This is a genomic window from Terrimicrobium sacchariphilum, from assembly GCF_001613545.1.
In the GTDB taxonomy this organism is placed as follows: Bacteria; Verrucomicrobiota; Verrucomicrobiia; order Chthoniobacterales; family Terrimicrobiaceae; genus Terrimicrobium; species Terrimicrobium sacchariphilum.
The window spans coordinates 231,609-257,965 of record NZ_BDCO01000002.1 but is presented as its reverse complement, the minus strand read 5'-3'; the positions used below and the strand labels follow the sequence as shown (position 1 = coordinate 257,965).

Genomic DNA, 26,357 nt, shown 5'->3' with positions numbered 1-26,357 from the left:
ATATCACAGAGACTCCAGCTTGATATCGTCGAGCCAAAGCACACTGTCAGCCAGCGGGGCAGCCTCGCCGCCCTTGCCAGAGATCATAAAGCCGGTGACCTTGTTCCAGCCTGCGGGATCACGCACGGCGTGAAACTCGGAAAGTGGCAACACGATCTGCTTCCAGCCCGTCCAGTCGACCACAAGCTTGTGGAAATAATAGTTTTGCCCTCCTTCGCCGGAATAAACCCAAAAGTTGAGGACCTGCCCATTCGCCTTGTCGGCATAGATCCAAAGACTGAGCGCTTGATAGGAACTCCAGTCCTCGGGCGCATGCTTCATGATGGCCCATGGACGCTGCGACACCGACCAGCGGGCGGATGCACTGCCTTCCTTGATCTTTTGGGCAGAGGCTTCCTTGGTAAAGGGAGCCCGGTCGGGCTGATCCATGGCCGCCTGCCATTGGAATGGCTGGGTTTCGAAAGAATCAATCTCCAGGGTGTCTGCTCGCGAGTTGCCAACGAGGACTGCGAGAACAAAAGTGCCGGCGAAGAGGAAGGAAAGGGAGGTTTTCATGAGAAGAGAGGAAGAAAGTTCAGGCCGGACTCAAGGATAGGTTTCACGCGCCAGGGCGATACCGCTGCCCTGCTTGGTCTCATCCACAGTTCCGGTCTTGTAGATGGACTCGATGTATCCCTTGTAGAGTCGGCCATCCGTGCCCGGGATGCTTTCCACATGCCCGTCAAGGAATGCCATGTTGACCTTGCCGGAATGCCTCATGGGCATGTACGGATTGGACCCCCAGTTGATCGACCAGCTTTCCCACATCAGCGGGGTCTTGGAGTGATTGGAAAAATACAGGTCCATGCGGACCGCATTATTTCCCGTGTAGCTCAGGTAATTATCCTTCGCTATAAAGTTATAGTTCGCTGTGGTGGTCTCCTTCCGGATGGCCGACATCGGGCACTTCTCCGTCTTCACCTCGATGTACTGCCCCCTGGGCGTGAAGACATAAGGCCCGGTTCCTCCCTGATAGTACTGCCTCAGCAGGCTGATTCCGGAAAAGTTATGGCCGTTCTCCGAATCGGGATCGGTGGAGGTAACGCCGCGAGGCAAAGGCAGTCCATCCCGATCCGCCCGATACTGACTATAGGCAACAGCCAGTGTCCGGAGGTTCTGGAGACAAAGAATGGACAATCCTTTCTGCCGGAGGCCTTGCATCGCAGGCAGGATCAGCGCGGCGAGCACCGCGATCACCGCGACTGCGGCGAGCACCTCCATGAGGGTAAACCCGTTAACCTTGCGAAAGCCGAAGGCGACACTCCGTCCATTACTGACCGACGTCATCCTCATCTTGCACAAACCTAGCACGCCCACGGCAACCAGCAGCCAAATTGTGGATGGCTCCGGTACCGCCACAACGAGATTGATCGAGTCGGGCCCGTATACGAAGTAGCTGCCACTATAAGACTCGAGCCCGGTTCCGATGGTCAACCCCGACGCCAGCCCGCTCGCCGTCAATGTCGTGCCGCTATCCGAGAAGAAAGAGAACAGCGTATAGGTTCCTTCCGCCAGCCCGCCGAGATTGGTGAAGTTGACAACATTGCCGTTGAGCACCAGATCGCCGAGCGCGTAGTTCCACATCGCCACGGAATCGCTTACTCCCGGTGCGCCCAGTTCGAACGAAAATGCCGCTCCAGACTCAAGGGAAAGCACCGCCGCCGATGTGGCCGCTCCATTGAAGCGGATCTGGCCGATCCCCTCGCCCGGCGCAAGCGTGGCTCCGGATTTCACCAGCACGGTTCCCGCCCCGCCGGGAGCAATGATACCCGTACCGCCAAGAACGGCTCCGCTCTCCACCGAAACACTACCTGTACCGGTGGCCGATCCACTCGTATTAGCCACGAGCAATGTCCCGGCGGAAACCACTGTTCCGCCATCATAAGTATTCCCGGTGGACTTGCTTAGCCTCACCTTGCCCGTGGGAGTCTGGGTCATGTAAACCGGGTTTGCCTGGCCCGCGGATGCGGTCGTGTCGATCTGACGATAGGTACCGTTGACTGTCACTCCCACCGAGTTCGTCCCATCATCGAGCAGCGACGCAAAGTCCGTGGTCGCTCCGGAATTCAGCGAGATCAGGTTGACCTGTCCGGCCGTCACATCATTGAGCAGGATGCCCTCTGACTGCGAGAACGTCGCTGTGCCGGACGTGTGGATGCCGCCAATCGTGTCCCTGCCGCCACCGCTGTTTTGTGTGATACGAGTCACATTGAAGGTCGTGGCGGCGTTGACGAGGAGATTACCCTGAGCTCCGGCCGCAGAGGTCGCGCCAAGCAGGATGCGGCCATTGCTAAGAGTCGGCGTCGACGAAAAGATATACGACGAACTGCTCGATGCTTCCTCCGGCACCAATTGGAGGCCCGCCGACTGCATGCCCGTAAGGTTGATCGTTCCAAAAACCCATGTCCGTCCGTTCCCACCCACACGGAGTTGCTGGTTGTTCATCGCCCCGGTGATGCTGCCGGTGAAGGTCGTCGAGAAATTGTTCGTCGCCGACGTGTAAGAACCGGAATATAGCCCGGTGAAGCCGCTGGGGCTGTTGAAGACAATGTTATTTGCAACCGTTCCTGCGGTGAAAAACACCGCCGAGGCGCCCTGCACCGTAAGCGCACCGGTTCCCAATGCTCCATTATTATACACGCCGAGGTTCACGGAATTCGCCGTCACTCCCCCGTCGAATGTATTATTCGCGTAGAGTTCCACCCGTCCGCCTCCACTGAGAGTCAAACCATAGGATGCCGCCCCATCGGAGATCACCCCGGTCACCTTGAGAGCATTTGCCGACGGCGTGGAGGAGTTGCTCCAACTCCCATTCGCTCCCAGCAGGATGTTAGGCGCGATCGTTACAGCTGCCGTCGTCGACTTCGTCAACAAACCCGAGGTCAAGGTGATGGTCGGAGATCCGCCACCAGTCACAAGCGAGATCGCCGTGGAGCCGTTGAAGGTGAGTGAGTTGACGGTGTAGCTCACACCTCCGAGGCTGGGACTACCCGAGGTAAAGCCCGAACCAAAGGTGATGTCATCCACGCTGGCTGGGAGAGTATTCGTATCCCAGTTATTAGCCGTTCCCCACAGGGCATTGGCTCCCCCACCATCCCAGGTCACCGAGGAGGCGTTTAGGGATTGACCCATTAGCGCAACGATGCACGCGGCCAGAGAGGCTGGCTTAAGTACCGCCGCGACAGGAGATTTCGTCAGGCGGCAACGATATGGAGGCGTTAGGGGAAACTGCATGGGGCGAGTCTCCCGGCAAACAAAGGACTTGGCAAACAACGCATCACGCATCACGATGCGTAGCGCATGCCTAATCAACGGGCCATCGCCAGGGTGCTGGGGATCAACCAGTCCACCGTTTCGCGCGCCCTGCGCGGCGACCGGTCCATCCCCCCGGAGACCAAGGCGCTTATCGAGGCCGAGGTGCAAAAGCAGGCCTATCGGCCGAATGCTTATGTTTCGTCCTTAATGAACCAGATCCGGTCCGGTCGTCCTTTGCGGGATAGAAGCTGCGTCGGCCTCCTGGTCGATGCGGCCGCTCCGGAGCAGTGGCCCACCCTTCATGTCTACCAGGAGTATCGCCAGGGCATACTCCAGCGCGCCGACGAACTGGGCTTTTACACGGAGACATTCTACCTGCACGCCCCAAAGATGTCCCCGGCCCGCATCGACTCGATCCTTTTCTCACGAGGCATCAAGGGGCTTATTTTGACTGCTCCCTTCCTCTCTTTGAAAGAGCGGATTTCCTTCCAATGGGAGCGCTATGCGAGTTCGACCACCGGATACTCCTGGCCGATTGCGACCGACCGGGTCGCGCACGATCACCACGCCAATGTGATGTTGGCTTATCGCAACCTGATCGCCCGGGGATTTCAACGAATCAGCCTTTGTCTGCCCAGGCACAATCTCTCCGACCAGCCCTCCCGGTGGCTGGGAGGCTTCGCTCAGTGCGAGCATGAATATTTTGGCAGGCAGAGGACAACCGTCTTTTACGGAAATCCCGACGACACTTCCGCCCAGGATTTTCAAAAATGGCTCAGGCAATCACGTCCCCAGGTGCTCCTTACCCTTATCGGACACGAGATGGTCTGGCTCGACACGTTGAAGATCCGGGTCCCCGACAAGCTTGCCCTCGTCTGCCTCGTCCGCCCAACCGATCCCTTCTATGCCGGAGTCGATGAGCCGAATGTTGAGCTCGGGCGCATGACTCTCGAAACGGTAGCTTCAAAGATCCTGCACAACCAGTTTGGGCTCCCGGAAAATCCCCGTCTCACCCTCATCTCCGGGACATGGCGCGATGGCACCTCGTGCCCGGAAAGACTCTAGTCTCGCGTGTGCGAGATCACCCAGTCCGCCAGTTCGGCCGGATCTTCTGGCCCATGGGGATGATGGAGAGCACCTGGCTTGAGGTACGTCTGGAGCGAGCCGCCTAGAGCCTGTACGCGCCTGATCATGGCCCCGGTATTTTCATCCCAAGGCACCACCTCGTCAGCATCCCCGTAGACGTGCACGATCGGAATTCCTTCGCGCACTATGATTTGCACCTGATCGAGCGGATTTCCCTTCCAGGTCATGGCTTCCTCTTCAGAAGCAAATCCATAACACCGCAACAGGGCGGCCCAATCCTCCTTGCTCCCCGGCCCCGACCCGTGTCCGCCTGGCCAGCTTTTAAAATCGCACACTGGATTGTCGGCGTAGATCAGCCCGACATTCTCCGGGTTTCGCGCCGCCCAGTTGTAAACATACAGGCCTCCACGACTCAGTCCCTCGAGCACCGGGCGGTGATGAAACCCGTATCTGCCGGTGAGCTCCCTGTAGAAAAGGTCAAATCGATCCATGGCCGATGGGCACCCAAATGTATTGCCGACATTCTGGTAAGCCAGCCACCACCCTCGCCCGAGCATCTCAAGATCAAAGGCAGGAAAAGCATCAAAGAACTCCGCCCTCCAAACCCAGCGCCGGCCCGGCGCAGGATTGCGAGGCTCGATCAAGGTGACAGGGTTTTCATCGAGCTGAAAATCGTGGCGAAGATAACCGCGATAACTATTGGCGGGAAAGGCAGGCAGGGAGGATTCGGCGCTCATGTAAGGCGGTATCTAAGAGGGATATTTCATAAGAACTTCACGAATTATTTTTCAATTCCTTTGGTTTTGGCCATAGATCAGCCCTTCATCGGCCCCGCCGAAAAGGCCGCAAAAATCACATCAGACTCTTCCATGAAATCCCAGGCAACCCCTCCTCACTTCAGCTGGTTCAACGAATCCCGCTACGGAATGTTCATTCATTGGGGCGCATACTCGGTCGCCGCTCGAGGCGAATGGGTGCGCAACCGCGAGCGCATCTCTCAGGAGAATTACCAAAGACTTTATGTAGAAAATTTCCACGCGGAAAACTACGACCCAAAAGCCTGGGCCGAGCTCGCCAAAGAGGCTGGGATGGGCTACGCCGTTCTCACTGCCCGCCATCATGATGGCTTCGCCCTATGGCCCACGCAGCAGAGCGACTTCCATGCAGCGCGCCTCGGCCCCAAGCGAGACCTTGTCGGCGAATTCGTCGATGCGTTTCGCTCCGCCGGCCTGAAGGTCGGCCTGTACTACTCTCCCGCCGACTGGTCTCACCCGGACTACCCGGGCGCATACTTCCGCGACTGGCCGGGCGTCACCGACTGGGCCAGCGAGGAAGCACGCCAACGCTTTATCGCCTACTATCGCGCCCAACTCGTCGAACTGATGACCAATTACGGCAAGATCGACTACCTCTGGTACGACGGCTGTATCCCGGACAATCTGCAAAGCCCGGAGGTCAACGAACACCTCCTCCAGCTTCAACCCCATCTCCTGATCAATGAGCGGAATGGCGCTCCGTCCCATGTCCTGATCAGCGAGCAGGCAATACGCCCGCCGGCAGAAGACACTCTCTGGGAAGCCTGCATGACGCTGAATGACAACTGGGGATGGCACGCGGGAGACACCCAGTGGAAGAACGCCAAGGAAGTCATCAAGATGCTTTGCGAGACGGCCACGGGCGGAGGCAACCTCCTGCTCAATATCGGACCGAAGCCGGACGGAACGATTCCCGAGGAATCCTGCGCCATCCTCAAGGAAGCCGGTGCCTGGCTCAGCCGCAATCGCGAGTCGATCCGCAATACGGATCGCTCCACCTTCGCCTGGAACAACTGGGGTCGCGTCACCATGCGCGGCAGCCAGGTTTATCTGCACATCCGCAACAGCACCGCCACCGAGCTCTGCTGGGCGGAACCGAAGAACAAAGTGCTTTCGGCGAAGTGGCTCGCCACAGGCGAGGCGATCGAGTTTGAACAGGACGCCGAGCGCATCGTGCTGCGAAATCTTCCCGTGCCCCTCCCTGATCCCATCGCCACCACCATCGTTCTCACTCTGGACGGCGATCCCGCGCCCATCACCGCGACAACGACCTTCTGGATTCCCGGCGAACCGGCCCACTAGGCATTGCTTCTCACGCGGCTGGTAATTTCCAGCCGCGTGAAACCCTTCGGAGAAGCTTCAGCACTGCCCAGGAGCAGCAACCTTGCTTGAGTGCCCGTGGCAACACGAACTGTACGGACACAGAAAGAGTTTCACCCCTCACTATCTTCTTGGCGGATTGCCCGATAAAAAGAGAATGAACCGGTCGTCAGCTTCGGCCATCCGGAGCGATTCCCCGCCACATTCAGTTCATCATGCATTTTCATAAATACCCGTACATTTCGAATTTCGAGTTCGCCTCTACCGATGCCAAAGGCAACCTCAAGACCAGCCTGGGTTCCTACAGCCTGAAAGTGAGCGCCTCCGATGAGGGCATCTTTCATCTCGGCATTTCCGGAAAAGGCTGGAAAGTGAACGATTCGCAGGCGGGCCTAAGCTTCAAGCCAAGCTCGATCTCCGCGGGGCCGAAGCTGGAAGTTTCAAAAAACCGCTTCATCCTCCGCGATTCCGATGGCGAAGTATTGCTCGAGTCCGCCCCACGCCGGTTTTTCGGCCAGTGCGGCGATGCCTCAGTCTTCGAGTTTATCAAGGAAAAGGCCGACGCCTTTTACGGCATGGGCGAAAAATGGACGGGGCTGGAACATTCCGGGAAGACGACAAAATTCTGGAACACCGACGTGTGGGGGGACTTCAACGCGGAGGCTTATGTCAACGGACGTCCTGCACCCGATCCGGTCTACGTTTCCATCCCTTATCTCATCATTCGTCGACGCGGCAAATACATTGGCCTGCTCCTCGACAACCCGCACTCGACCTTTATGTCCACCGGCTTCAAGGTCGCCATCGCCGAGCAGATGGAGGTAAACCCCGAGGGCGAGCTTCTCGCTGAGGAGCTCGTTTCCAAGCTTTCCGATGGCCGCATTCACCTCGGAGCAGAATCCGGTCAGCCCAATCTCTTCATCCTCGTCGGCCCGACCCTGCCGGAGCTGACTCGCAAGTTCCAGAATCTCGTGGGCACCACCCCTCGCCCTCCGGCCTGGGCGCTCGGCTATCACCAATGCCGCTGGGGGTATGAATCCGCCCGCGATCTCTTCGAGCTTGATGCACACTTCACCAAGCACGAGATACCTGCCGACGGACTCTGGCTCGATATTGACTATATGCGGGGCTATCGCGTCTTCACCTTTGACGCAAAGCACTTCCCCGATCCCGCCGACGCGATCTCAAAGCTGAATGCCAAGGGCCGCAGGGTCATCCCCATCATCGATCCCGGCGTGAAATGGGAAAAAGGCTATGATGTTTATGAACGCGGGCGGAAAGCCGACGCCTTTTGCAAAAACCCGCAGGGCCTCGAGTACATCGGCCTGGTATGGCCGGGCCAGACCGTTTTCCCGGATTTCTCTCTCCCCTCCGCACGCCAGTGGTGGTCGAAAGAAGTCGCCGACTTCGCCTCCCACGGCATTCATGGAGCATGGCTCGACATGAACGATCCGTCGACCGGGCCGGCCGACAATGACCAGATGTGCTTTGATCATGGCAAAAAGAGCCATGAGACCTATCATAACCAGTATGCCTTCGGTATGGCGCAGGCCTCGCGCGAGGGCTTTATCAAGGCTCACCCGGACCAGCGTCCCTTCCTGCTCTGCCGCTCCGGCTCGACTGGTTCCGGCCGCCACACCGCCATCTGGACCGGTGACAACTATAGCAACTACCACCACCTCAAGACCTGCATCTCGACAACCCTGAATCTCGCCCTCTCCGGCATTCCTTTCAATGGCCCGGACGCAGCCGGGTTCGGCGGGGACACGACGCCAGAGCTTATTCAGGACTGGTACAAGGCGGGCTTCCTTTTCCCCGTCCTGCGCAACCACAGCATGAAGGACACGCGCAAGCAGGAGCCATGGATGTTTGGTCCTGCCGTCCTGAAAGTCCTGCGCAAATATGTCCGCCTGCGCTACCGCCTGCGCCCCTACCTCTACCAGCTCTTCATCGGCAATGAACTCGAGGGAGAGGCCATCCTGCGGCCCCTCTTCTACGACTTTGCAGACACGAAGGGCCTGCCCCTGGGCAAAATCGACGACCAGTTTCTTGTCGGTCCCTCGATCCTTCAGGCACCCTTCGTCCAGGAAAAGCAGACCCAGCGCGACGTCGTCCTGCCAGGTCGCACGCGGTGGTTCGACATTTCCACAGGGAAATGGATCGATGGCGGTCGCAGCATCACGGTGAAGGCAGACCGCGAAAATACGCCTCTCTATATCCGCGACGCCTCGATCCTGCCGCTTGCCCGCGTCTCTCCGGCGGATAATACCTTCGATGGCAGCAAGGTCGACTTCCACGTCTTCCTCTCCCGTGCAGGCACCGCAGGCACAGAGTATGAGTTCGATGACGGCCTCTCTTTCGCCTACGCAAAAGGGGCCTATACCCGCCTCGCCATCGAGGCAAAGCTCAGCCGAAACACGCTCCGCATCTCCACCGAAACCCTCCATGAGGGCGCCGGTGCACCGGACTTCACCGTGACGACCACGACCGACATTGCGACCGTGGAGATCAACGGGAAGGCCGCCCGCAAGGTCAAGGCGCAAGGCGTGCCGCTCGGCAATTACAAGACCCAGACCTGGAGGGCCTAAAGGCAATAGTCATCTCCCGAACCCGGGCCGGGTGCCACTGCCCGCCCGGGTTTCGATTTCAGGCATCACCGATGGAAAGCAGCGAACCTCCATCGACCATCATCCGCCTGAGCTGGGCAATCGGCACCTCCGATGCGGCGCACTCTTCACGTAGGGCAAGGTACGCAGCCGTGCCCACCGCTTCGCCAGTCTGGTTCATGTTGACCATCACGCGGACTCCCCCAAAAGCCTCGCGATCCGCATCGATCAATCTGCCGGCCACCAGGAGATTCTCCGCGAACTCGGGCACCAGGCTGCGATAGGGAAGATGATAGCAGCGGGGACTCTCCGCAGTCTCATCGCGCCAGCGCCGCCAGACCGCAATACCATCGCGACCGATACACTGCTCGCGACCATCGAGAAACCTCAGCACCGTTCCCTCGGGCGAATGCACATCCACCGGATAGGTCCCCTGCGCAATGGCATCAGGAAATGCAACACCCGCCATGAGCTCCCCGGCCCGCAATCGGTGCATGCACCGGGCGTGCCATGTCTCGCGCACGCCGAGCGCATGGGCGAGTGACACCGCCGCGACGCCCGGATCAGGCCCAGCCCGGATCATGTCGAGCAGCGCTCGCAAGCATCGCCGCCCCTCGAGCGCCGCAGCAGTCAACTGGTCTGCATCGGCCGCATCATACCCGTTCAGCCGCGGGCCGTAGATGTTTCTCAGGTCCGCCGGGGCCGGGAATCGATTGATCCATGGCACCGCATTGTCGGCGGGATAGCCATAGTCCGCCGCCCGATGTTTTACCTGCTCCCAGATATCCTGCCCGGTTTTTTCCATCACGCGATCGAGTCCCGCAGCCAGCATCTGGTAATTCACCGGCTGCAGGCTTTCACTCTTCCATGCTCCAAAACCCGCCTGCCGGAGCAGATCCCCGTCGCCCGAGGCATCAATAAAGAACCGCGCAGCAATCGCCCGCCTCCCTGACTTGTCCTCGATGATGGCCGCAGCCACCCGTCCTCCCTCTCGGATCGCTGCCACGCATGAGGCTCTGAGAAAAATCCGGATGCCATTCTCCATCACCAGCCGGTCGAGGTCGAGAGCCAGCTCGGCGCTGTTGAACGTGGCACATAACCCGCGGCCCTCGCGCTCGGATTCAATGACAAGGCCTCGGTGGCGGAGATTATCCAGCACCTCCACCGTAAGCCCTCCGATGATTTGCATGCCCGCCGTATCGTAAAGCGAGTGCCACTCATTGACTTGCGCGAGAGTCGCAACTCCCCCCAGAAGGAGGCTTTGCTCGACAATTGCCACGGATAATCCCAGCCGGGCCGCTCGCACTGCCGCAAACACCCCGGTGCAGGAACCACCGATCACACAGAGATCAAATTCCCCGACGACAGGCGTCTCCCGGGCAGATTCGCGGACGATTTTCATCCCATTCATCGTATCACTCCCGCAAGCCGCCGAGAGCGCCACAAGATGGAGAAAAGCATGGAGAAAACTCCGGTTTTACGACTTGCGCGGGGGGCTTCGCGGCAAGCCGCCGCCCAAACCATCAAAAACATCTCTCGGGGGATCACGCGAGCTTTCGTCTGCCAATTAACGTTCCGAACAGAACGAAATCCACCGAATCGCAGGCATTCGCAAAAAGGGGTTGCAAAAACAAAGTAAATACACTGTAACCACAAAGAGCTTACCCAGTAACTTCATCACCCATGAAACTGCGACCCCAGAAGCCCGGCTCCGGATTCACCTTGGTGGAACTGTTAGTCGTTATCGCGATCATGAGCGTGCTGGTGGCCCTGGCGATTCCAGCGCTGACCTCCATGGCCAAGGGAAATCAGATGACCCAGGCTCTCATCGAGCTGTCCGGCACGCTCGAGCAGGCCCGGCAATACGCGATCTCCCGCAATACCTACGTCTGGGTGGCCATGCGCCCCAACCCGGGCGGGGCCAATGGCGATGAACTCAGTGTGGCAGTGCTCGCCTCCAAGACCGGTACGGACCCGTCTCCGTGGTCGAGCTACGGCAGCGTACCCAACGACCAGATCGATCTCGCCACCCGAGTCCGTACGTTTGACCAGATCCGGTTGGAAGAGGCAGGGACCTTCACCTCGAGCGATATTCCCAGCCTCTCAGGAAAAACCACCACCTCCGCCTCGAAAAACTCCCCTGCGGACAACACCGCATCTTTCAGGATCAAGCTGCCTGGAGCGTCGGGTACGACCGATTTCACCCGCGTCATTCAGTTTACCCCCAACGGCGAGGCGAGAGTTTCATCCAACGTCATCGATGTGATCGAGTTCGGTCTGCGCCCCACCCGGGGCAAGTCCGGAGACCAGAACAACGTCGCTGTCCTGAGAGTCAATGGACTCACCGGTCAGACCGCCGTCTTCCGCCCCTGACCCACCATGAAACACCCCACGCGAGCTTTCTCCCTGGTTGAGGTCGTCCTCGCCCTCGGTATTTGCGCGTTTGTCCTCGTTGCGCTTATCGGCCTGTTCAGCACCGGCCTCCGCACCGGTCGCGAATCCGAGGAACAGGTCCAGGCGGCCAATCTCGCCTCCCAGATCCTCGCAACCCGCCTGGCTGCGCCGACCACGAGTTCCAATCTCAACAACTTTGCAATCCCCCTTACCGCTCTCACCAACTCCTATGGCGATGTCTATGCCTCCTCGGGAGGCCTGGTCGGGCTCGACGGACGCACGAACAGCACACCAGCCTATCGCATCGTCTGCCGTGCCGGCACAAATGCCCAGACCGGACCGCGGCTCGCCCAGGTCTATGTCATGCTCAGTTGGCCGTACCAGGCCTCGATCAGCAACGCGGCAGGACGTTACGAGGCCCTCACCTATGTCCCGTTGTATTGACATTCCCGGACTGCCCTGCCGGCGAAAAAGCGCCCGCCACGCCTTCACGCTGGTTGAGTTGCTCGTCGCCATCACTGTGCTGGCCTTGATCTCGGTCGTGCTGGCCCAGATGCTCTCGGCGACCAGCCAGACATGGATCACCGGACAGGCCCGGGTAAATAACTTCACCAAGGGCCGCGCCATGATGGATCTCCTGACCCGCGACCTTCAGGGAGGTCTCTATCGCACCGACCTCCCAGCCTTCCCCGCGGGAACCGTGGGCTTCTACACAGAACGCCCCGGTTTCTCCAGCAATGCCACCACCCGCAACCTCTCGTGGGTTCAATATGACTTGGGAGCATCGACGAATACCGTGCTCCAGCGCGCTGATCTCGCCGCGTCCTGGAGTTCCTCCGCGCCTCCCGCGTTCGGTGATACCGTCGCTCCGGCGGGGGCGACACCTCGTGATACCGCCCCCGGCATTGTCGGCTTCAAGGTGCAGTTTATCTATCCTGATGGCTCGATCTCGACCAATTACGTCGCGACCAACCGCCCGAGGGTCGCCGCAGTGGGCCTCGCCGTGGTCGATGACAAGACACTGGAACTCCTGAGCGCCAATCCGGCCAAAATCTCAGCGTTGCGCAATGGCTTCAACACCAATGCCACCGGCACCAACAGCATCAAGGCCGACTGGGAGAAATATCTCAAAAATGACCTCAACTGGGATGCCTACCCGAAAACCCTCACAAGCGGATTGAAGATTTTCGAACGCTATGTCTCCCTCCCCTGATTCCTTTCCCCGGAGCAATCCGTCCCGGCGTACACGTGGCGTCGCGCTCATCACGGTTCTTTCGCTCGTTGTCGTTGTCAGCCTCATCCTGGTTGCTTTCGTCGCTGCCATGCGCGTGGAGCGCACCGCATCATTCAGCTACAGCCAGGCTCTCTCCGCCGAGCAGGTCGCCCAGGGCGGTCTCCGTCTCATCGTGGCCGAGCTCCAGAATGAAATGGGCAAGGATGCGGCCGCCGATCTGACATACCCGCAGAAGCCGCTCTATACCAACGTCTCCTCGACCAACGTCATGCCGCAGCCCGTGGGTACGAACTCCGCCATGACCAATCTGCTCAAGATCAGCTCGACCACCGCGCCATACACCGGGTCGCAAGCCTCTGGGAAGCTCATTGCTTCCTCAGTCAATACCTTCACCTCTTCCCAGAACGGGCGATACATCGACACCAACCGGTGGAACCTTCCCCAGTTGGGAAACTTCCCCACCACCGCCAGCACGCCCAACTGGATCATCATGACGCGCGCAGGCGCCACCAATGGAAGCGGACTTTCCTTTGGTGCGACGGGCAACACGGCGAATAATCCGGCCCCGGGCAACACCAACTTTGCCATCGGGCGCTTTGCCTACGCCATTTATGATGTCGGCGGGTTGCTCGATATCACTCTTGCGGGTTATCCAGCCGCGCTCACCGCCACGCAAATCGAGCAGATCAAGGGACTACTCGCCGGGGTATCGCCAGCGAATGCCAGCTCCTCGATCAATCAGGATGATCTCGTGCAGTGGCGCAATGCCGCCAGTAAATCGTCGTATGTCAACTACGTGACAAATTTCCTGACGACCAACGCTGCGGGAACCGTGTATCCGGGTGATAATACGTTCCTGAGCCGACAGGATCTCATCAAGGCCGCGCAGGGAGGGATCGCTGGACTATCAACGAATGCCCTGCCGAACCTGACCACCTTCTCCCGTGACCGCAACTCCCCGGCCTGGGGACCGACCTACAACGCCTCTTCGCTGGGCGGTGTCAGCACGCCAGCCTATGCCTATAAGAATAACGCAGGCGTCTCAACCTCCTCCCCCTTCTCCGGCGCAAGCCCCAACCCGAATCGCTTCCTCCCCGGCGTCCGGTTCACCTCGACCAACACCATCACGAACTACAACTCCTCTGGAACAGCCTATACCTACACTGTCGAACCAGGCGACGAGGTGATCCAGAGGCGCTTTCCTTTGTCCCGCCTTGCCTGGGTCGGCTCGGGAGGACCCAATGGGGTGTCGGCAGCAGCTGTCCAGGCCTGCTTTGGACTCGTCTGGGGACCATCCCTCGACCCCGCGCTCGGCGGTGCCTCCGTCTGGAAATATGTCGGCGTGTCGGGTTCCACAGAGCAACAGCGCATCAAGACCTTGAGCGAAGTCGCCACAGAGGGTCGCGCCCCGGATTTCTTTGAACTCCTCCAGGCCGCAATTCTCCAGGGTTCGCTCGGACTCAATGGCAACGCCGGAGCGTCCGGCGGGTCATCCGCATACAATGCGAGCATCCAGCAAACCTATCCAATGTTTCAAATCCTGCGGATGGGAGCTGCCGCCATCGACCAGGCGGATACCGATTCATTTCCGACCGCGATTGAGTATTCCCAGGGCGGTACCTCATGGCTGGCCTGCGGAGTGGAAAGTCTGCCGGGCATCGCCTCCATCACTCCCGTCATCGGCGCACAGGCCAACTCGCAAACCCCTACCCAAACCTCGGCCAATGCAGCGGTCTACCTGACCTTCAATCTCTGGAACCCCCACCAGACCGTCTCATCCAGCCTGCCCCGAGTGCGAATCCGGGTTAAGGGGTCGGTTGCCGTTTATAACAAATACGGTGACAACGGCTCCCTGCCCGAAACCCTCGGCTCAGGCAACGAGCCCGGATTTGTCTCGACCCTCGATCAGTCGATCGAACTTTCGAGCACTGCGGTGGGAGGCTTCGGCGCTCCGGCCACATTACGCGAGGCGGATATTTACGACCCCTCGACAAACCTTGGCTCCACTACGACGATGCCCTCTCCAGCCACCGCAGGCGCCTGGGTAAAAGCGTACACTCTCGGCGTCGTCAATCCAGTCTCCGATGTCGCGGCGCTACGCCTGAGGGACTTCCCCTTCAAGCTCGGCACGACCAGCACCCTTACCTCGAGCCAGTTCAACTCGGTAAAGGTCAGCCTCGGTTACGACGCCACCGCCACCATCAGCAAGTCATTCAACGTGGTGATGGAGTATCTCCGGCCCAACGGCTCCTCCGGCGAGTGGATTCCCTATCAATACGCCACCGGCATCAACGATAATACGACATGGTTCCGCGACGTGTTGGCCAGCCTGCCCATCGTCTCATCAGTCCAGCGCGCGAGCGATAGTCAATATTACGCAAACTTCATCTCCTACCTGAGCGGCCCGTACCCGTCTGGCTGGACGGTGGATTCGGCGACGGGCGCCGTGCAGAATTCGGAGACTGGCGATCCCTGGAGCACTCCAGGCAGCGGAGGCAAAGTTCGTATCACACACGACAACTCCTGGGATCGCTCTCCGATCTTTGCCTCGAACGATCCGCGCTCCACGCGCTTTAACGCCTGGGTTTTCATTCGCAGCGGGCTGGCCGCAGCCTTGCTGGCCGAGCATACGATCCTCTGGTCATCAACCAATAACGCCGCCCCCTTCGAAAAAGGATTCGGCGGCGGAAGCACCATGGTGGAGCGCAAACCGACCATCTTCGGAGACAATTACTTCCCCGCGCAGCTTGCCCGTAATAACTACGGCCGCAACACGGCCATCGCTGACAGCAGCAACAACACTGTCACGGCGTCCGGATCAAGTTCGGAGACCAGCTATGTCGACAATGACGGCCTGCGCCGCATCTCGGATTCCGGCCTGTTCGTGGATGCCACCGGCATCTCTGGCAACCCCTTTGAGCGCAGCATCGACAAGCCGGTGGTGCTGAACCGTCCGTTTCGCACCGTGGGTGAACTCGGCTTTGTTTTCCGGGATGGCCCATGGAAAACCCTCGACCTGTTTTCCTCGAAAAGTGCGGATTCTGCCCTGCTCGATATTTTCAGCGTGCAGGATTCGACCCAGCCCTTCGTCACCGGCAAGGTCAACCTGAACACCCGCAACCAGGATGTTCTCAAGTCATTGCTCGCTGGTACTGTCATCGATCCGGTGGCCAGCATTTCAATGACCTCTACGACTGCGACAACGCTCGCCGCATCGATCAGCGGATTCACCGCGACCAACAAAATCGTCAACAAGAGCGAACTGGCCACCCTGGTCAGTCCCTTTCTCAGCCCCACCACCGGCAGCACGACGAGCGGAAACTTTCCCAACAATGACGCTCAGAACATCAAGCTGCGCCGCGAAGCCTTTGTGCGAGCGCTGGGCGACGTCACCCAGACGCGCACCTGGAATCTCATGATTGACCTCATCGCCCAGTCGGGCCGTTACTCCCCGAGCGCGAGCGCCCTCGCGCAGTTCACCGTGGAGAGCGAGCGCCGCTACTGGCTGCATGTCGCCATCGACCGCTTCACCGGCAAGGTCATCGATCAGCGGATTGAGGTCGTGACAGAATAGCCGGAGAATGGGGCGAGAGCCCATCCGCCGGAAATTTGATGGGTTATCCCGCTGGCAGGTGTATCCTTCGCCCTGTCAGACTCATGAAACTCGCCGTCATCGGAGCGCACAACCGCGGCCGCATCTCGCTGCTCGCCCATCATCCGGAACGAGGTTTCTCCGTCGTCGCCGTCTGCGGATCATCGCCCGACGGCCTGGAGGTCTATCGCGAAACGATTGGAGCTCCCGTGCCGTTCACTGCGGATTATCGCGACATCGTGGGTAATCCGTCGATCGATGCTGTCTTTGTGTGCTCGCCAGATCACCTGCACGCGGAGCACGCCTGCGCCGCACTGCGAGCAGGCAAGCACGTCTTCCTGGAGAAGCCCATGGCAGTTTCCATCGCCGATTGCGATCGCATCCTGAAGGTGCATGCCGAATCCTCCGCCCGCCTCTATGTCGGGCATAACATGCGGTTTTTTCCCTCCGTGCAGATCATGCACCAGCTCATCACGGAAGGCCGCATCGGCCGGGTGGAGGCCATCTGGTGCAGGCATTTCGTGAGTTATGGCGGTGATGCTTATTTCAAGGACTGGCATTCCGAACGCGCCTACTCCCACGGTCTGTTGCTCCAAAAAGGAGCGCACGATATCGACATCATCCATCACCTGGGCGGAGCGTACACCCGGCGAGTGGTCGGCATGGGAAAGCTCAGCGTCTACGACAAGATCAGTGATCGCCGCCAAGCTGACGAGCCGGGACGTACGCACTCCGAACCTCCCACCTGGCCGCCACTCTCCCATGTCGGATTAAGCCCCATCGTCGACATTGAGGACCACAGCATGCTCCTCCTGCAACTCGCCAATGGCGTGCAGGCCTCCTACATGCAGTGCCACTACAGCCCCGATGCCCACCGCAACTACACGATCATCGGTACCGAGGGCCGCATCGAGAACTACGGAGACATCTCCCGCCCAGGACAACCCGCCACGGTCCATCTTTGGAACCAGCGGGTTTCCCATCAAGCTGCCGGACACGAAGTCCGCACAGTGCCGCAGCTCGAGGGCCACCACGGCGGTGCGGATCGCCTCATGATCGAGGACTTCCTCTCTTTTTTGACAAACGGCACGACACTGGGAGCCTCTCCGCAAGACGCCCGGCAGGCCGTGGCCGCCGGTTATCTCGGAACCAATTCCCTCCGCGAGGGCTCCGTGCCGTACGACGTTCCCTAGCGCTTACTGGTCGATCAAAACCGAACGCACCTGGTAGGGAGTAAAAGTCAACTCCTCCACCGCCAGGGGATCGACGGCTTTACCGTACATGTCCGCCTCACGACCCGTGGTCCCTTCGTTCAGGGTGAGCGCATGAGTGCCGCGACGGCCCAGGGTTTCGTGCACGCGGAGCACCCATCCCTTGTCGAGCGGTTCAGCCCATGCTGGCACGGCAGAGGAAAGACCGGCGCAACCACGGAAACCGGCGGTCACCGCCCCTCCCTGGTAGGCAATGCAGGGAGTGAACAGTACATCAGCCAGGGCAGCAGGCTGCTCGTGAACGGGAAGATCCGGCGCGTAACGGGTAAGCGCGATGTCAATCGTCTGCCGCCCGAGATCGGAATAGTCCGGCCGGTCGGGCGTGGGTCGGATCTGTGGATGGAACGGAGCCTCCGTCACCAAAGCGCTCCGCAGCAAGCTGATGCCTACCGTACCCTCGCGCGTGGTGAAGCCATACTTTGATTCCGTAAGTATGCCCAGGCCCTCGCTCTGCGCATCATCGGCGACCACCACCCAGCGGCTGGCGGGCACCTCCCACAGCGCCTCCTCACGGGGATACCCGGGCCACTGACCGCGCAGCACGCTGCCAAATGGCGCTCCATAGCGAGCCTCCCTGCCATTGTATTGACTGACAAAAATCGCCTTGAGCCATTGCTTCGGGTCGTGCCAGTCCACAGCATACCGGATGCGCAGGGCTGGCTCCCCGGCGCGCACGGAATAGATCACCGTGACAGCGCTGGATTTCGCGATTTCATAGGAGAAGGCGACGGAAGCCTCCAGTCCCTCCACTTTGATCTCGGGTTCACTCACGAGGCGGGCTTCGCTACCAAGAACGATGCTGCCTCGATCGACATCCCAAGCCTCAAAATCGGCCGGATGATCGTGATAGGAAACCAGTTTATGCGCCGTCACCTCAACCTTGCGTCCATCGATGAGAAGCGACTGAATGGAGCCATTCGCGGAGAACGTGGCGGCCACGCGCTCACTTTCCAAGGTCCCGGCCGAAGCTCGCGGCGCACGCACTGCAAGAGGGGTCAGCTCCGCTACGGGCGCACCGCTCAGCGGAGGCACGTCGTAGCAAGTATCCCCATCGATCCAGGTACGCGGGAGTGGAAGCGGATTGAACCACGCAGGAGTCGGCGCAGCAGAGTCGTTCAACGCCCTCGTCGTCTCGGCGAAGGCCTTGTCGGCCAGTTGCTGAAGCTCCGGAATCGCCTCGGCATAGACCTCCCAGATGGAACTACCCGGAATGTAGTCGTGAAAGTGGGAAAAGCTCGCCCGCTTCCAGTAATGCAGATCGATCGGACCCAGACCGCGCACGACGTGAGCCGCCTCGAGCGTCTGCAAGGCTCTCTCGAGCCGGCGGAATTGATACTTCAACTCCCCATGGGTGGTGAAAACACCCCGATGCAACTCCAACAACAGCTCTCCCTTGACCACTGGAAGTTCGTCCTGAAACTCACGCTGTCTCTCGAAGAACGGCTCGATGTTGCCCCATTCAACCTGCGGCATGCCTGCGAGATTCGCCACACGACGCGCACGCTCGATCATTGTCTCGGTCGGTCCTCCGCCACCATCCCCATAGCCGGTAGGAATCAATACCTCCGGATGCACGGCCGACTGCTGGTGATGCAGCATATCCTCGCGCAGACGCTTCACATCGACCCATTCATTATAATCATGGATCAGGACGACGTGCGCAGTGATCGAGGAATCATCGAGACCCTGCCAGACAAAGCTTGTATGCGGAAAACGGTTGATGGAACTCCACGAGAGCTTGGTGGTGAAGAAGCTCTTCACTCCGAGACCCTTGAGGAGTTGCGGCATCGCCCCGCTGTATCCAAAGACATCGGGAAGCCAGAAAACCTCGCTCGGAGATCCCTTGAGCGCGCGAAACTCCTCCTGCCCGATGCGCAGGCAACGCAGGATCGCCTCGCCGCACGGCATCTGGGTGTCACCTTCAACGTAAGCTGCACCGACCGCATCCCACTTCCTGGCCTGGATCAGCCCCTTCACGCGATCCAGCAGCTCGGGCGAGCGACGACCGACCGCCTCGTAGCTCGCAGGCTGGGAATAGCCAAAACGAAACTCGGGATACGTCTCCAGCAAGCGCGTCTGGGTCGACCACGAGTGCACGGCTTTGAATTCCCCCACCCGCTCCGGCCAAAGCCAGACGAGATCGATGTGCGCGTGACCCGTGAGCACGACCTTGCCTGCATCGACCGACCCAGGGAACTCCGCATAGACCCTGCGCATTTCCTCGACCATCGCATCCAGCCCCTCATGATCCAGGACATCCACAGCACGATCAAGACGCTCAAAAAGACGGCGAAGCAAGCGGCTCGCCCGAAATGCCGGGGCCGAGTACCGCACCGGGCTGGTGAGCGGCTTGGTCAGGCCGGGTGCTGTAGGCTGATACTCAAAGAACTCCGTCTCCATGAGTTCCAGCATTACCTTGAGATCATGGTATACGGCCCAGGCGGCATCATTGCGCGACTCCAGTTTCGGCGCGACGAACAGACTCCCCGCCTGGTCAAGATGGGCAGCCTCTCCCGCCAGCCACACTCCGCTGCGAATACAGACCGACTCGATCCAAAGCTCTCTGGTTCCGGCTGGCAGCGGAATTCGCTGGTGGGCGATATCAAGCCCCGAGTACGGCACACCATCAATGTATGCGGTTGCCTCGGCCTGGTCCTGCCAGTTGAAATATATCGTTTCGTCCGCAGAAATCTCCGGGAGAGTCACACGGAACCAGCTCTGAGCGTACTTCGGTCCCCAGTGAAAACTCCCCTCGGGCACCGGATGGAAATCTCCAGAGCCGACCTCCTTGACCGTGCGAAATGTGAGCGAGGGCTCGGTCTGCTCGATCCGGCATTCACCGGGCAGATCACGCCAGATCTGCTTTTCAACCCGGCGCACGGCTTCGCCGACCCTGGCCGGCACCAATTGGGAGAGAAAGGTCTTGGGTAACACGGAAGTGATTTTGTTACCGTTTTCGGTCCTTTAATCCATCCTGTCAACGGGAATCCCGCCTACCGCCTCGATGTGCCGGTGGATTCCCCGATAAACAATCGCGCATCGCGAGGCTGGACCAGCGAGGGCGTCTTCCACTCTGTCAGCCCGGCCATCCAGTCGACGGCCTTTTGCACATATTTCTGGCGGGCGGGCATTTGTAGCGAGGTAAGCGAAGGTACAAGGTACGGCCCCATTCCTTCGTCGTTAATGACGCAGACCGACACATCCTTCCCGATCCGCACGCCGATCTCATACAGGGCGCGCATGGTTCCGATGGCAGCCTGCAGGGTCACGCAAAGGACAGCTCCCCGCCGCAGCCATCCCTTCCGGATGCGTTCTCCTACCACACGATAAGCATCGCCGAGAGTCGCCGCGTCCTCCACGGAGCACAGCTCTCCGTCGATCCCGTGCTGGTCGATATACGCCTGCCAGGCTGCGATACGGGACTCGATCACCGGGTTGTCGACCTGGACATTTATGCAGTTGATCCGGCGATGCCCGAGTTCCCGCAAATGATCGAGCAGCTTTGAGACCGATCCACTCGGAAACACGATGACCGACCGCAAGCCGAGCGAAGAGCAGTCCTGATCCAGCCCCACAACCCGCGTCCCGGCTTCTTGAATGCGCTTCATCAATCGCGGCGTCACCTGGTCCCGCGAGTGGAGGAGGATGAATACCCCGTCGTATCGGCCAAAGGCTGCGCTGATCCTCAGGTCATCATCGTGCTCATAAGCCATGGATCGCACCGTGAGGCCCCGCTTCTCTGCGGCGGCGTAAACACCATCCCGCCAAAGTCCCGCCTCCCGGCCGAGGGAGGACCCCTGGTGCAGGAACGCGATTACCTTGCGTCGGACTCCATCTCCGTCTCCGGAGGGCAAATGCAGGCGCCCGCTCTCCGTCCGCAACAGGCTGCCCTCCTCGAGCAACTGCGAGATCGCCTTGCGCACCGTCGGTCGGCTCAATCCCAGCTCTCCCGCCAGCTGACGCTCCCCCGGCAGGCGGTGGGCATAATCTCCGTGAAGAAGACGCTGGCGAATCAGCTCCAAAGCCAGGCGGGATTCTGTGTCGGGGCGGGCCATGAGCCACGGATTATGGCGATATCTGCCACCGCTAGGCAAGAGTCCCCGACAGGAGACCCGGATGCTCGCTCACTTCCGCGGCCGACGACCAGGGAGGCTGTCGCTGTAGTTTTCCCAGAGCCAGAGCTGCACCCTCCATGTCTCATCCAGTATATCCCGCAACTGGCGGACCAGCCCGATGATCATGCGTACGATGTTCATGCGCTTGAGGTTTCCTCAATGGAGAGAGCTCCGGCAGGGACAGCCTGCGGGATTCCCCATCGATACAGACGACTCCCGGCACAACTGTGCCTATCGATAATTCTCAAAGCTGTTTCTGTATTGGTCGCCCCATGCAGGCTATAGTCCGCGCATGGCATTGCGTGAACAGTTTGCCTACGAACGGGTGGAATCCCGTCTCGAGGCACTCATATCCGGAGGCGCCCTGGGTCCCGGCGACCGTATTCCCTCCGTACGGGAACTCTGTCGCATGGAGCGAATCAGTCCTGCCACGGCGATCCAGGCCCTGACCAATCTGGAGGCCCGCTCCCTCATCTTTGCCCGGCCACGCTCGGGCTTTTACGTGCAATCCCGGCCGCATCTGCCACTGCCCACCCCGGCCCATGCCATCGCTCGCCCACAACGCCCCAAGGTCTCCGAGCATGTCGCCCAGGTGTTCCGCGATTTTGACAATCCCCGCACCATCGCACTCGGCGCGGGAATTCCTCATCCCAGCCTTTTGCCCACGACAGAGGTCGCTCGCTGCGTCAGCAGGGCGGCACGCCAATACGCCACCGATTTTGGCCGCTATGGCTCCCGCGAGACCGATCTCGGCCTGCGCAAGGAGATCGCTCTCCGGCTTTCTCTCGCGGGATGCACCATGTCTCCAGATGAGATCGTCATCACGACAGGCTGCATGGACGCCCTCAATCTCGCCGTCCGCGCCGTAGCCAACCCGGGCGACACCGTCCTGGTCGAGTCGCCGACATTTTTTGGCATCCTGCAAATGCTGGAGAGCCTCGGCATGAAAGTCATCAGCGTGCCGTCGACCTGTGACCGAGGATTGGATATCGCCGCCTTTGAGCGGGCGCTTTCGCGCTATCGGATCGCCACTTGCATTCTCATCCCGAGTTTTGGGAATCCGCATGGCGCGAGTCTCGACGATGAGCGACGCCAGACGGTCGTCGACCTCGCCGCCCGCCACGGCATCCCGATCATCGAGGACGATATTTATGCGGAACTCGGCTTCGACAACTCCCGGCACCGCCCCCTGCGGACCTTCGGCAGATCGGGAGATAACCTTCTGTGCGGTTCCTTGTCGAAAACTCTCTCTCCCGGCCTCCGCATCGGCTGGGTCGCAGGCGGCAGGTATGCCGAGGATGTCCACCGGCTCAAGCTGGTCTCCAGCATCACCACCCCGCAGGTCACAGCCAAGGCCGCGGCCGACTATCTCCGCTCCGGCGGCTTCGACCGTCATCTCCGAGGCCTCCGCAAAATGTTGGAAACCCAGATGTGCCGGATTTCCTCCGCCATCGCCCGCGCGTTCCCACAGGGCACCGCTCTCAGCCGGCCCGGCGGCGGATACTTTCTGTGGGTGGAACTGCCCGAGCGCGTCAATTCGTTGCGCCTTCGCGATGCCGCCTCGCATCACGGCATCAGCATCTGCCCGGGTCCGATCTTTTCTCACACAGGGGAGTTTTCCCACTTCATCCGCGTGAACTGCGCCATCGACTGGTCTTCTGCCGTGGAAGCCGCCTTGCAAACCCTGGGCCAGCTTGCCCACGTGCAAAACGATTCCCCTTCCGAAAACTCCTGATTCACGCACACCATGGAATTCACCTGCCTGCAACATGTCGCTTTCGAGGGTCCCGCCAGGCTGGAAAACTGGCTGGCCAGCAAAGGTATCGCACTCCGCAGGATTCTCGTATCCGAACAGGATTTACCTGATCCCTCGGAATGTCATTCCGTCATGGTGATGGGAGGACCGATGAACATCTACCAGCATCGAGATCACCCATGGCTGGTACAGGAAAAGCGATTCCTCCGGCAGTGCATTGATCGCGGAGTCCCGCTGCTCGGCATCTGTCTCGGCGCACAATTGCTGGCCGATGCTCTCGGAGCACGGGTTTTTCAGAATGCTCAGCACGAGATCGGCTGGTTCCCCGTCGAGCCAACGGACAATATCCGGCAACTTTTTCCATCGCTGTCTGGAACTCCCAGAGTGCTGCACTGGCATGGTGACACGTTCGAACTGCCCCGCGGAGCCATTCGGGTTGCCTCCAGCGAAGCCTGTCCCGAGCAGGGCTTTTATCTGCCCGGCGTCTGTCTTGGCCTGCAATTTCACGCCGAATCAACGCCCGATTCTGTGCAAAATCTGCTCACGCATTGTTCCAATGACCTTGTTGAGGGTCCGTATGTGCAAAGCGCCGCGGAGATCGAGGCTGGCCTCACCACCGGGGAGTTCGCTCCTTGGGAGCCTCTCTTCAAGGACATCCTGAAGCTTTAGCCTCCTGGCAGCCAGGGGTTCTCTCCGCGATCGAGTATCGCCTTGACCTCCGTTGCCTGCATATTCTGCACGTGACCGTCAGCGAAGAGATAATTGGCTGATCCCTTGAGCCTCGATCCCGCCCGTTCACCGGTGCGATGCCGATCGACCGCGACATCCGTCGTCAGCGCCGGCCAGGCGGTCCAGTCCGCACAGTGCGCATGGTCCCACGTCCGACTGACCGGGCGGTTGCTGATAAAGGCGAGCATGAGTCGCGAGGGATGCGGAAGATTTTGAAAACGTCCGTAAACTTCCGAGTCGAACACCTCATCGTTCAGCAAATAACTCGTCGCCTTCATCTGGAGGATCTGCCGCTGACGAATAGCCTCATCCGCGGGGCACACCCGCACCTTGTCGACATTATCCAGATAGTCGGCCAGCAGGTAGACCCAGCTATACTCGATCGAGTTCAGCCACTTCCCATTGAGCTTCACCCGGGAATCTCCCGTACTATGGGAGGTAACAGGCAATACCCCATCGTGGTCCCCGGCATACAGGAGGATGGCCTGTCCGATCTGCCGCAGATTGGAGGCGCACTTGGCGCGGTTCGCCGCCATCGCGCCCGAGGAAATCGCAGGTACGACGAGGCAGGCCAGAATCGCCAGCACCCCAATGACTGTGAGCAGTTCCACCAGGGTGAAAGCCCCGGCAACCCGCCTCGCATCTGGGACGGAATCCGGCCCACACACAGTGCGCGGACCGGTCTCTCCACCGTGGGTCAACGTACTGGCAGCATCCGCCGCCGATAAACCACCATTCCGAAAAGCAGGGCCGCGACGAGCAACGCCCACGTCCCCGGCTCGGGCACGGCTTGGAATTCATATGCTCCCGACCCGCTAACCGCCACGGGCGATTCACCCCCGATATAGGTTCCGGTCCAGGTGAAAGTCACCGAGTAGGTCCCCGCCTCGGAGAACCACCAATCGAGATGCTGATGCCCACCCACGGCGAAATCCCAGGCATTGCTGTTCTGCGTCTTGGAGGCATCGCTGGAAAACCAGACAAACGTGCCGACATTGGCTATCGTCTGCGAGACCGCAAGCGATCCCGGTCCGGTCCATCCGGTGAGGGTCAGCGTAATGCTTCCATCCAACCACTCCGAATCTGATCCCACCTCCTCAAGCCCAAATCCGACATTCGGCGGATAGGCCGCATTTCCCGTGCGATAGACCTGCGCTCCCGTAGAAACACCGAGAGCAGAAGCCACGGCAGAGGAAGAGACAGCCGCCTGCGTACCGAGGCGGGCTGCCAGGGCGTCAGGCGAAAACTCCTGCTCCTCCGTTAACGCCACCCCATCGACGACCGCACCAGCGCCAATGTGCCAATGTGCCTCAAACTCCGTCTCGCCCGGCGTGTACTCAATACCGAGGTCGCCATGGCCAGACGTGTAGATGGCTTGGGCTTCGGATATTCCCGCGGAGAGAACCATTCCGACTCCAACGAGACCGGACAATAGGGGCAGCTTGTATTTCATCATGAGAATTTTCGGTTGATATTGAGAACCGATTCTCACTTCCTTCCAAATTTGATAATTGATTGTCAATAATCATTATCAAATTCCCTTGCAGAAAAACTCTCCTGTACGAGGGGTTCCGGCTCTCGCATGGAAGGCTCTCGAACGCCTGGACAATCACGGGAGAGCGCAGCCGCTCCCTCGCCCCCGAGGACAACCAACGTTATCGGCAAGCGACGTGACCTATGCCTTGCCGACGCAGCTCTCGCAATCGCCGTAGATGACGATTTCGTGTCGCTTCATGCGAAAACCATCCGGTAGCAGACTGGAGATGCCACGCAGGCAGCCCACGAGGTCGAACAGCCTCTGGCAGCGCTCGCATAGGAAGAAATGATGATGAGTGCGCGAGGCCGCTTCATAGTGAGGCTGCACACCCGGGATGTCGATGTGCCGCACCTGTCCTTCTGCGATCATTTGCTTCAGAGCCCGATATACCGTGGCAATCCCAATGCCCTCCACGGACTTCCCCGCCTGCTCGCAGATGTCCAGGGGGGTAAGCGGTCGATCCGAGGATACGACCACTTGCCAGATGGCGTCGCGCTGACGGGTCTTGTAAGCCATGCCGGAATTTCTGTTGACGGCAATTGAGAGTCAAGTATCAGTTTTAAATCTGATATTTGGCTCTCGTTTTCAATCCACTCAAATTGCCTACC

20 protein-coding genes are annotated in these 26,357 nt (G+C 59.8%); 10 read left to right on the top strand and 10 right to left on the bottom strand.

Annotated elements, in window-relative coordinates; translation table 11 throughout:
- Positions 1-3 precede the first annotated feature (3 nt).
- Together TSACC_RS01940 and TSACC_RS01935 are read right to left on the bottom strand one after the other, a co-directional pair.
- Positions 4-555, bottom strand: coding sequence for a carbohydrate binding domain-containing protein (locus tag TSACC_RS01940; protein ID WP_075077719.1), 552 nt, complete (start codon positions 553-555; stop codon positions 4-6).
- A gap of 30 nt (positions 556-585) precedes the next feature.
- Complete coding sequence (locus TSACC_RS01935) at positions 586-3,273, bottom strand: H-X9-DG-CTERM domain-containing protein (protein WP_237763882.1); 2,688 nt, start codon at positions 3,271-3,273, stop codon at positions 586-588.
- Positions 3,274-3,339: 66 nt separating this feature from the next.
- On the opposite strand from TSACC_RS01935, the gene TSACC_RS01930 reads away from it, so the two are divergent.
- A complete protein-coding gene (locus tag TSACC_RS01930; RefSeq protein WP_075077717.1) occupies positions 3,340-4,359 on the top strand; it encodes a LacI family DNA-binding transcriptional regulator in 1,020 nt (339 codons plus the stop codon).
- On the opposite strand, the gene TSACC_RS21160 is transcribed toward TSACC_RS01930, so the two are convergent.
- On the bottom strand, positions 4,356-5,117 hold the full coding sequence (locus TSACC_RS21160) for an alpha/beta hydrolase (protein ID WP_075077716.1): 762 nt from the start codon (positions 5,115-5,117) through the stop codon (positions 4,356-4,358). The genes TSACC_RS01930 and TSACC_RS21160 overlap by 4 nt on opposite strands.
- Positions 5,118-5,249: 132 nt before the next feature.
- Here TSACC_RS21160 and TSACC_RS01920 point away from each other — a divergent pair, with 132 nt between their 5' ends.
- Positions 5,250-6,497: an alpha-L-fucosidase gene (locus tag TSACC_RS01920; RefSeq protein ID WP_169809502.1), complete on the top strand. Its 1,248-nt coding sequence runs from the start codon at positions 5,250-5,252 to the stop codon at positions 6,495-6,497.
- A 233-nt stretch (positions 6,498-6,730) separates the two neighbouring features.
- Entirely contained in the window at positions 6,731-9,103 is a 2,373-nt protein-coding gene (locus TSACC_RS01915) for a glycoside hydrolase family 31 protein (RefSeq protein WP_075077715.1), read from the top strand.
- A 58-nt stretch (positions 9,104-9,161) separates the two neighbouring features.
- Here the strand turns inward: TSACC_RS01915 and TSACC_RS01910 are convergent, their stop codons facing one another.
- The gene (locus TSACC_RS01910) at positions 9,162-10,523 is read right to left on the bottom strand and encodes an FAD-dependent oxidoreductase (protein WP_075077714.1); all 1,362 of its coding nucleotides are present in this window, start codon (positions 10,521-10,523) and stop codon (positions 9,162-9,164) included.
- Between the two features lie 281 nt (positions 10,524-10,804).
- On the opposite strand from TSACC_RS01910, the gene TSACC_RS01905 reads away from it, so the two are divergent.
- From TSACC_RS01905 to TSACC_RS01885, 5 genes are all read left to right on the top strand, one after another.
- Entirely contained in the window at positions 10,805-11,494 is a 690-nt protein-coding gene (locus TSACC_RS01905; RefSeq protein WP_075077713.1) for a prepilin-type N-terminal cleavage/methylation domain-containing protein, read from the top strand.
- A gap of 6 nt (positions 11,495-11,500) precedes the next feature.
- Positions 11,501-11,959, top strand: a complete 459-nt coding sequence (locus tag TSACC_RS22190) for a type IV pilus modification PilV family protein (RefSeq protein WP_075077712.1) — start codon at positions 11,501-11,503, stop codon at positions 11,957-11,959.
- Positions 11,943-12,728, top strand: coding sequence for a prepilin-type N-terminal cleavage/methylation domain-containing protein (locus TSACC_RS01895; RefSeq protein ID WP_075077711.1), 786 nt, complete (start codon positions 11,943-11,945; stop codon positions 12,726-12,728). The genes TSACC_RS22190 and TSACC_RS01895 overlap by 17 nt, the downstream gene beginning before the upstream one ends.
- Positions 12,712-16,323 carry a hypothetical protein gene (locus TSACC_RS01890; RefSeq protein WP_075077710.1) on the top strand — a complete coding sequence of 1,204 codons (3,612 nt, stop codon included), beginning with the start codon at positions 12,712-12,714 and terminating at the stop codon, positions 16,321-16,323. Before TSACC_RS01895 ends, TSACC_RS01890 begins: the two co-directional genes overlap by 17 nt.
- A gap of 83 nt (positions 16,324-16,406) precedes the next feature.
- A complete protein-coding gene (locus tag TSACC_RS01885; protein ID WP_075080544.1) occupies positions 16,407-17,534 on the top strand; it encodes a Gfo/Idh/MocA family protein in 1,128 nt (375 codons plus the stop codon).
- 3 nt (positions 17,535-17,537) lie between these two features.
- Here the strand turns inward: TSACC_RS01885 and TSACC_RS01880 are convergent, their stop codons facing one another.
- From TSACC_RS01880 to TSACC_RS22515, 3 genes are all read right to left on the bottom strand, one after another.
- A complete protein-coding gene (locus tag TSACC_RS01880) occupies positions 17,538-20,546 on the bottom strand; it encodes an alpha-mannosidase (protein ID WP_075077709.1) in 3,009 nt (1,002 codons plus the stop codon).
- A gap of 59 nt (positions 20,547-20,605) precedes the next feature.
- Entirely contained in the window at positions 20,606-21,667 is a 1,062-nt protein-coding gene (locus tag TSACC_RS01875; protein WP_075077708.1) for a substrate-binding domain-containing protein, read from the bottom strand.
- A 69-nt stretch (positions 21,668-21,736) separates the two neighbouring features.
- On the bottom strand, positions 21,737-21,868 hold the full coding sequence (locus TSACC_RS22515) for a hypothetical protein (protein ID WP_269084866.1): 132 nt from the start codon (positions 21,866-21,868) through the stop codon (positions 21,737-21,739).
- Positions 21,869-22,019: 151 nt separating this feature from the next.
- On the opposite strand from TSACC_RS22515, the gene TSACC_RS01870 reads away from it, so the two are divergent.
- Together TSACC_RS01870 and TSACC_RS01865 are read left to right on the top strand one after the other, a co-directional pair.
- On the top strand, positions 22,020-23,462 hold the full coding sequence (locus TSACC_RS01870) for an aminotransferase-like domain-containing protein (protein WP_075077707.1): 1,443 nt from the start codon (positions 22,020-22,022) through the stop codon (positions 23,460-23,462).
- A gap of 12 nt (positions 23,463-23,474) precedes the next feature.
- Complete coding sequence (locus TSACC_RS01865) at positions 23,475-24,152, top strand: type 1 glutamine amidotransferase (RefSeq protein WP_075077706.1); 678 nt, start codon at positions 23,475-23,477, stop codon at positions 24,150-24,152.
- Here TSACC_RS01865 and TSACC_RS01860 read toward each other — a convergent pair.
- The 3 genes from TSACC_RS01860 to TSACC_RS01850 form a co-directional block, all read right to left on the bottom strand.
- The gene (locus TSACC_RS01860; protein ID WP_084400116.1) at positions 24,149-24,823 is read right to left on the bottom strand and encodes a type II secretion system protein; all 675 of its coding nucleotides are present in this window, start codon (positions 24,821-24,823) and stop codon (positions 24,149-24,151) included. The genes TSACC_RS01865 and TSACC_RS01860 overlap by 4 nt on opposite strands.
- 86 nt (positions 24,824-24,909) lie before the next feature.
- Entirely contained in the window at positions 24,910-25,668 is a 759-nt protein-coding gene (locus tag TSACC_RS01855) for a choice-of-anchor M domain-containing protein (RefSeq protein WP_101927810.1), read from the bottom strand.
- 219 nt (positions 25,669-25,887) lie between these two features.
- Positions 25,888-26,265, bottom strand: a complete 378-nt coding sequence (locus TSACC_RS01850) for a Fur family transcriptional regulator (protein WP_075077705.1) — start codon at positions 26,263-26,265, stop codon at positions 25,888-25,890.
- Positions 26,266-26,357: the final 92 nt, after the last annotated feature.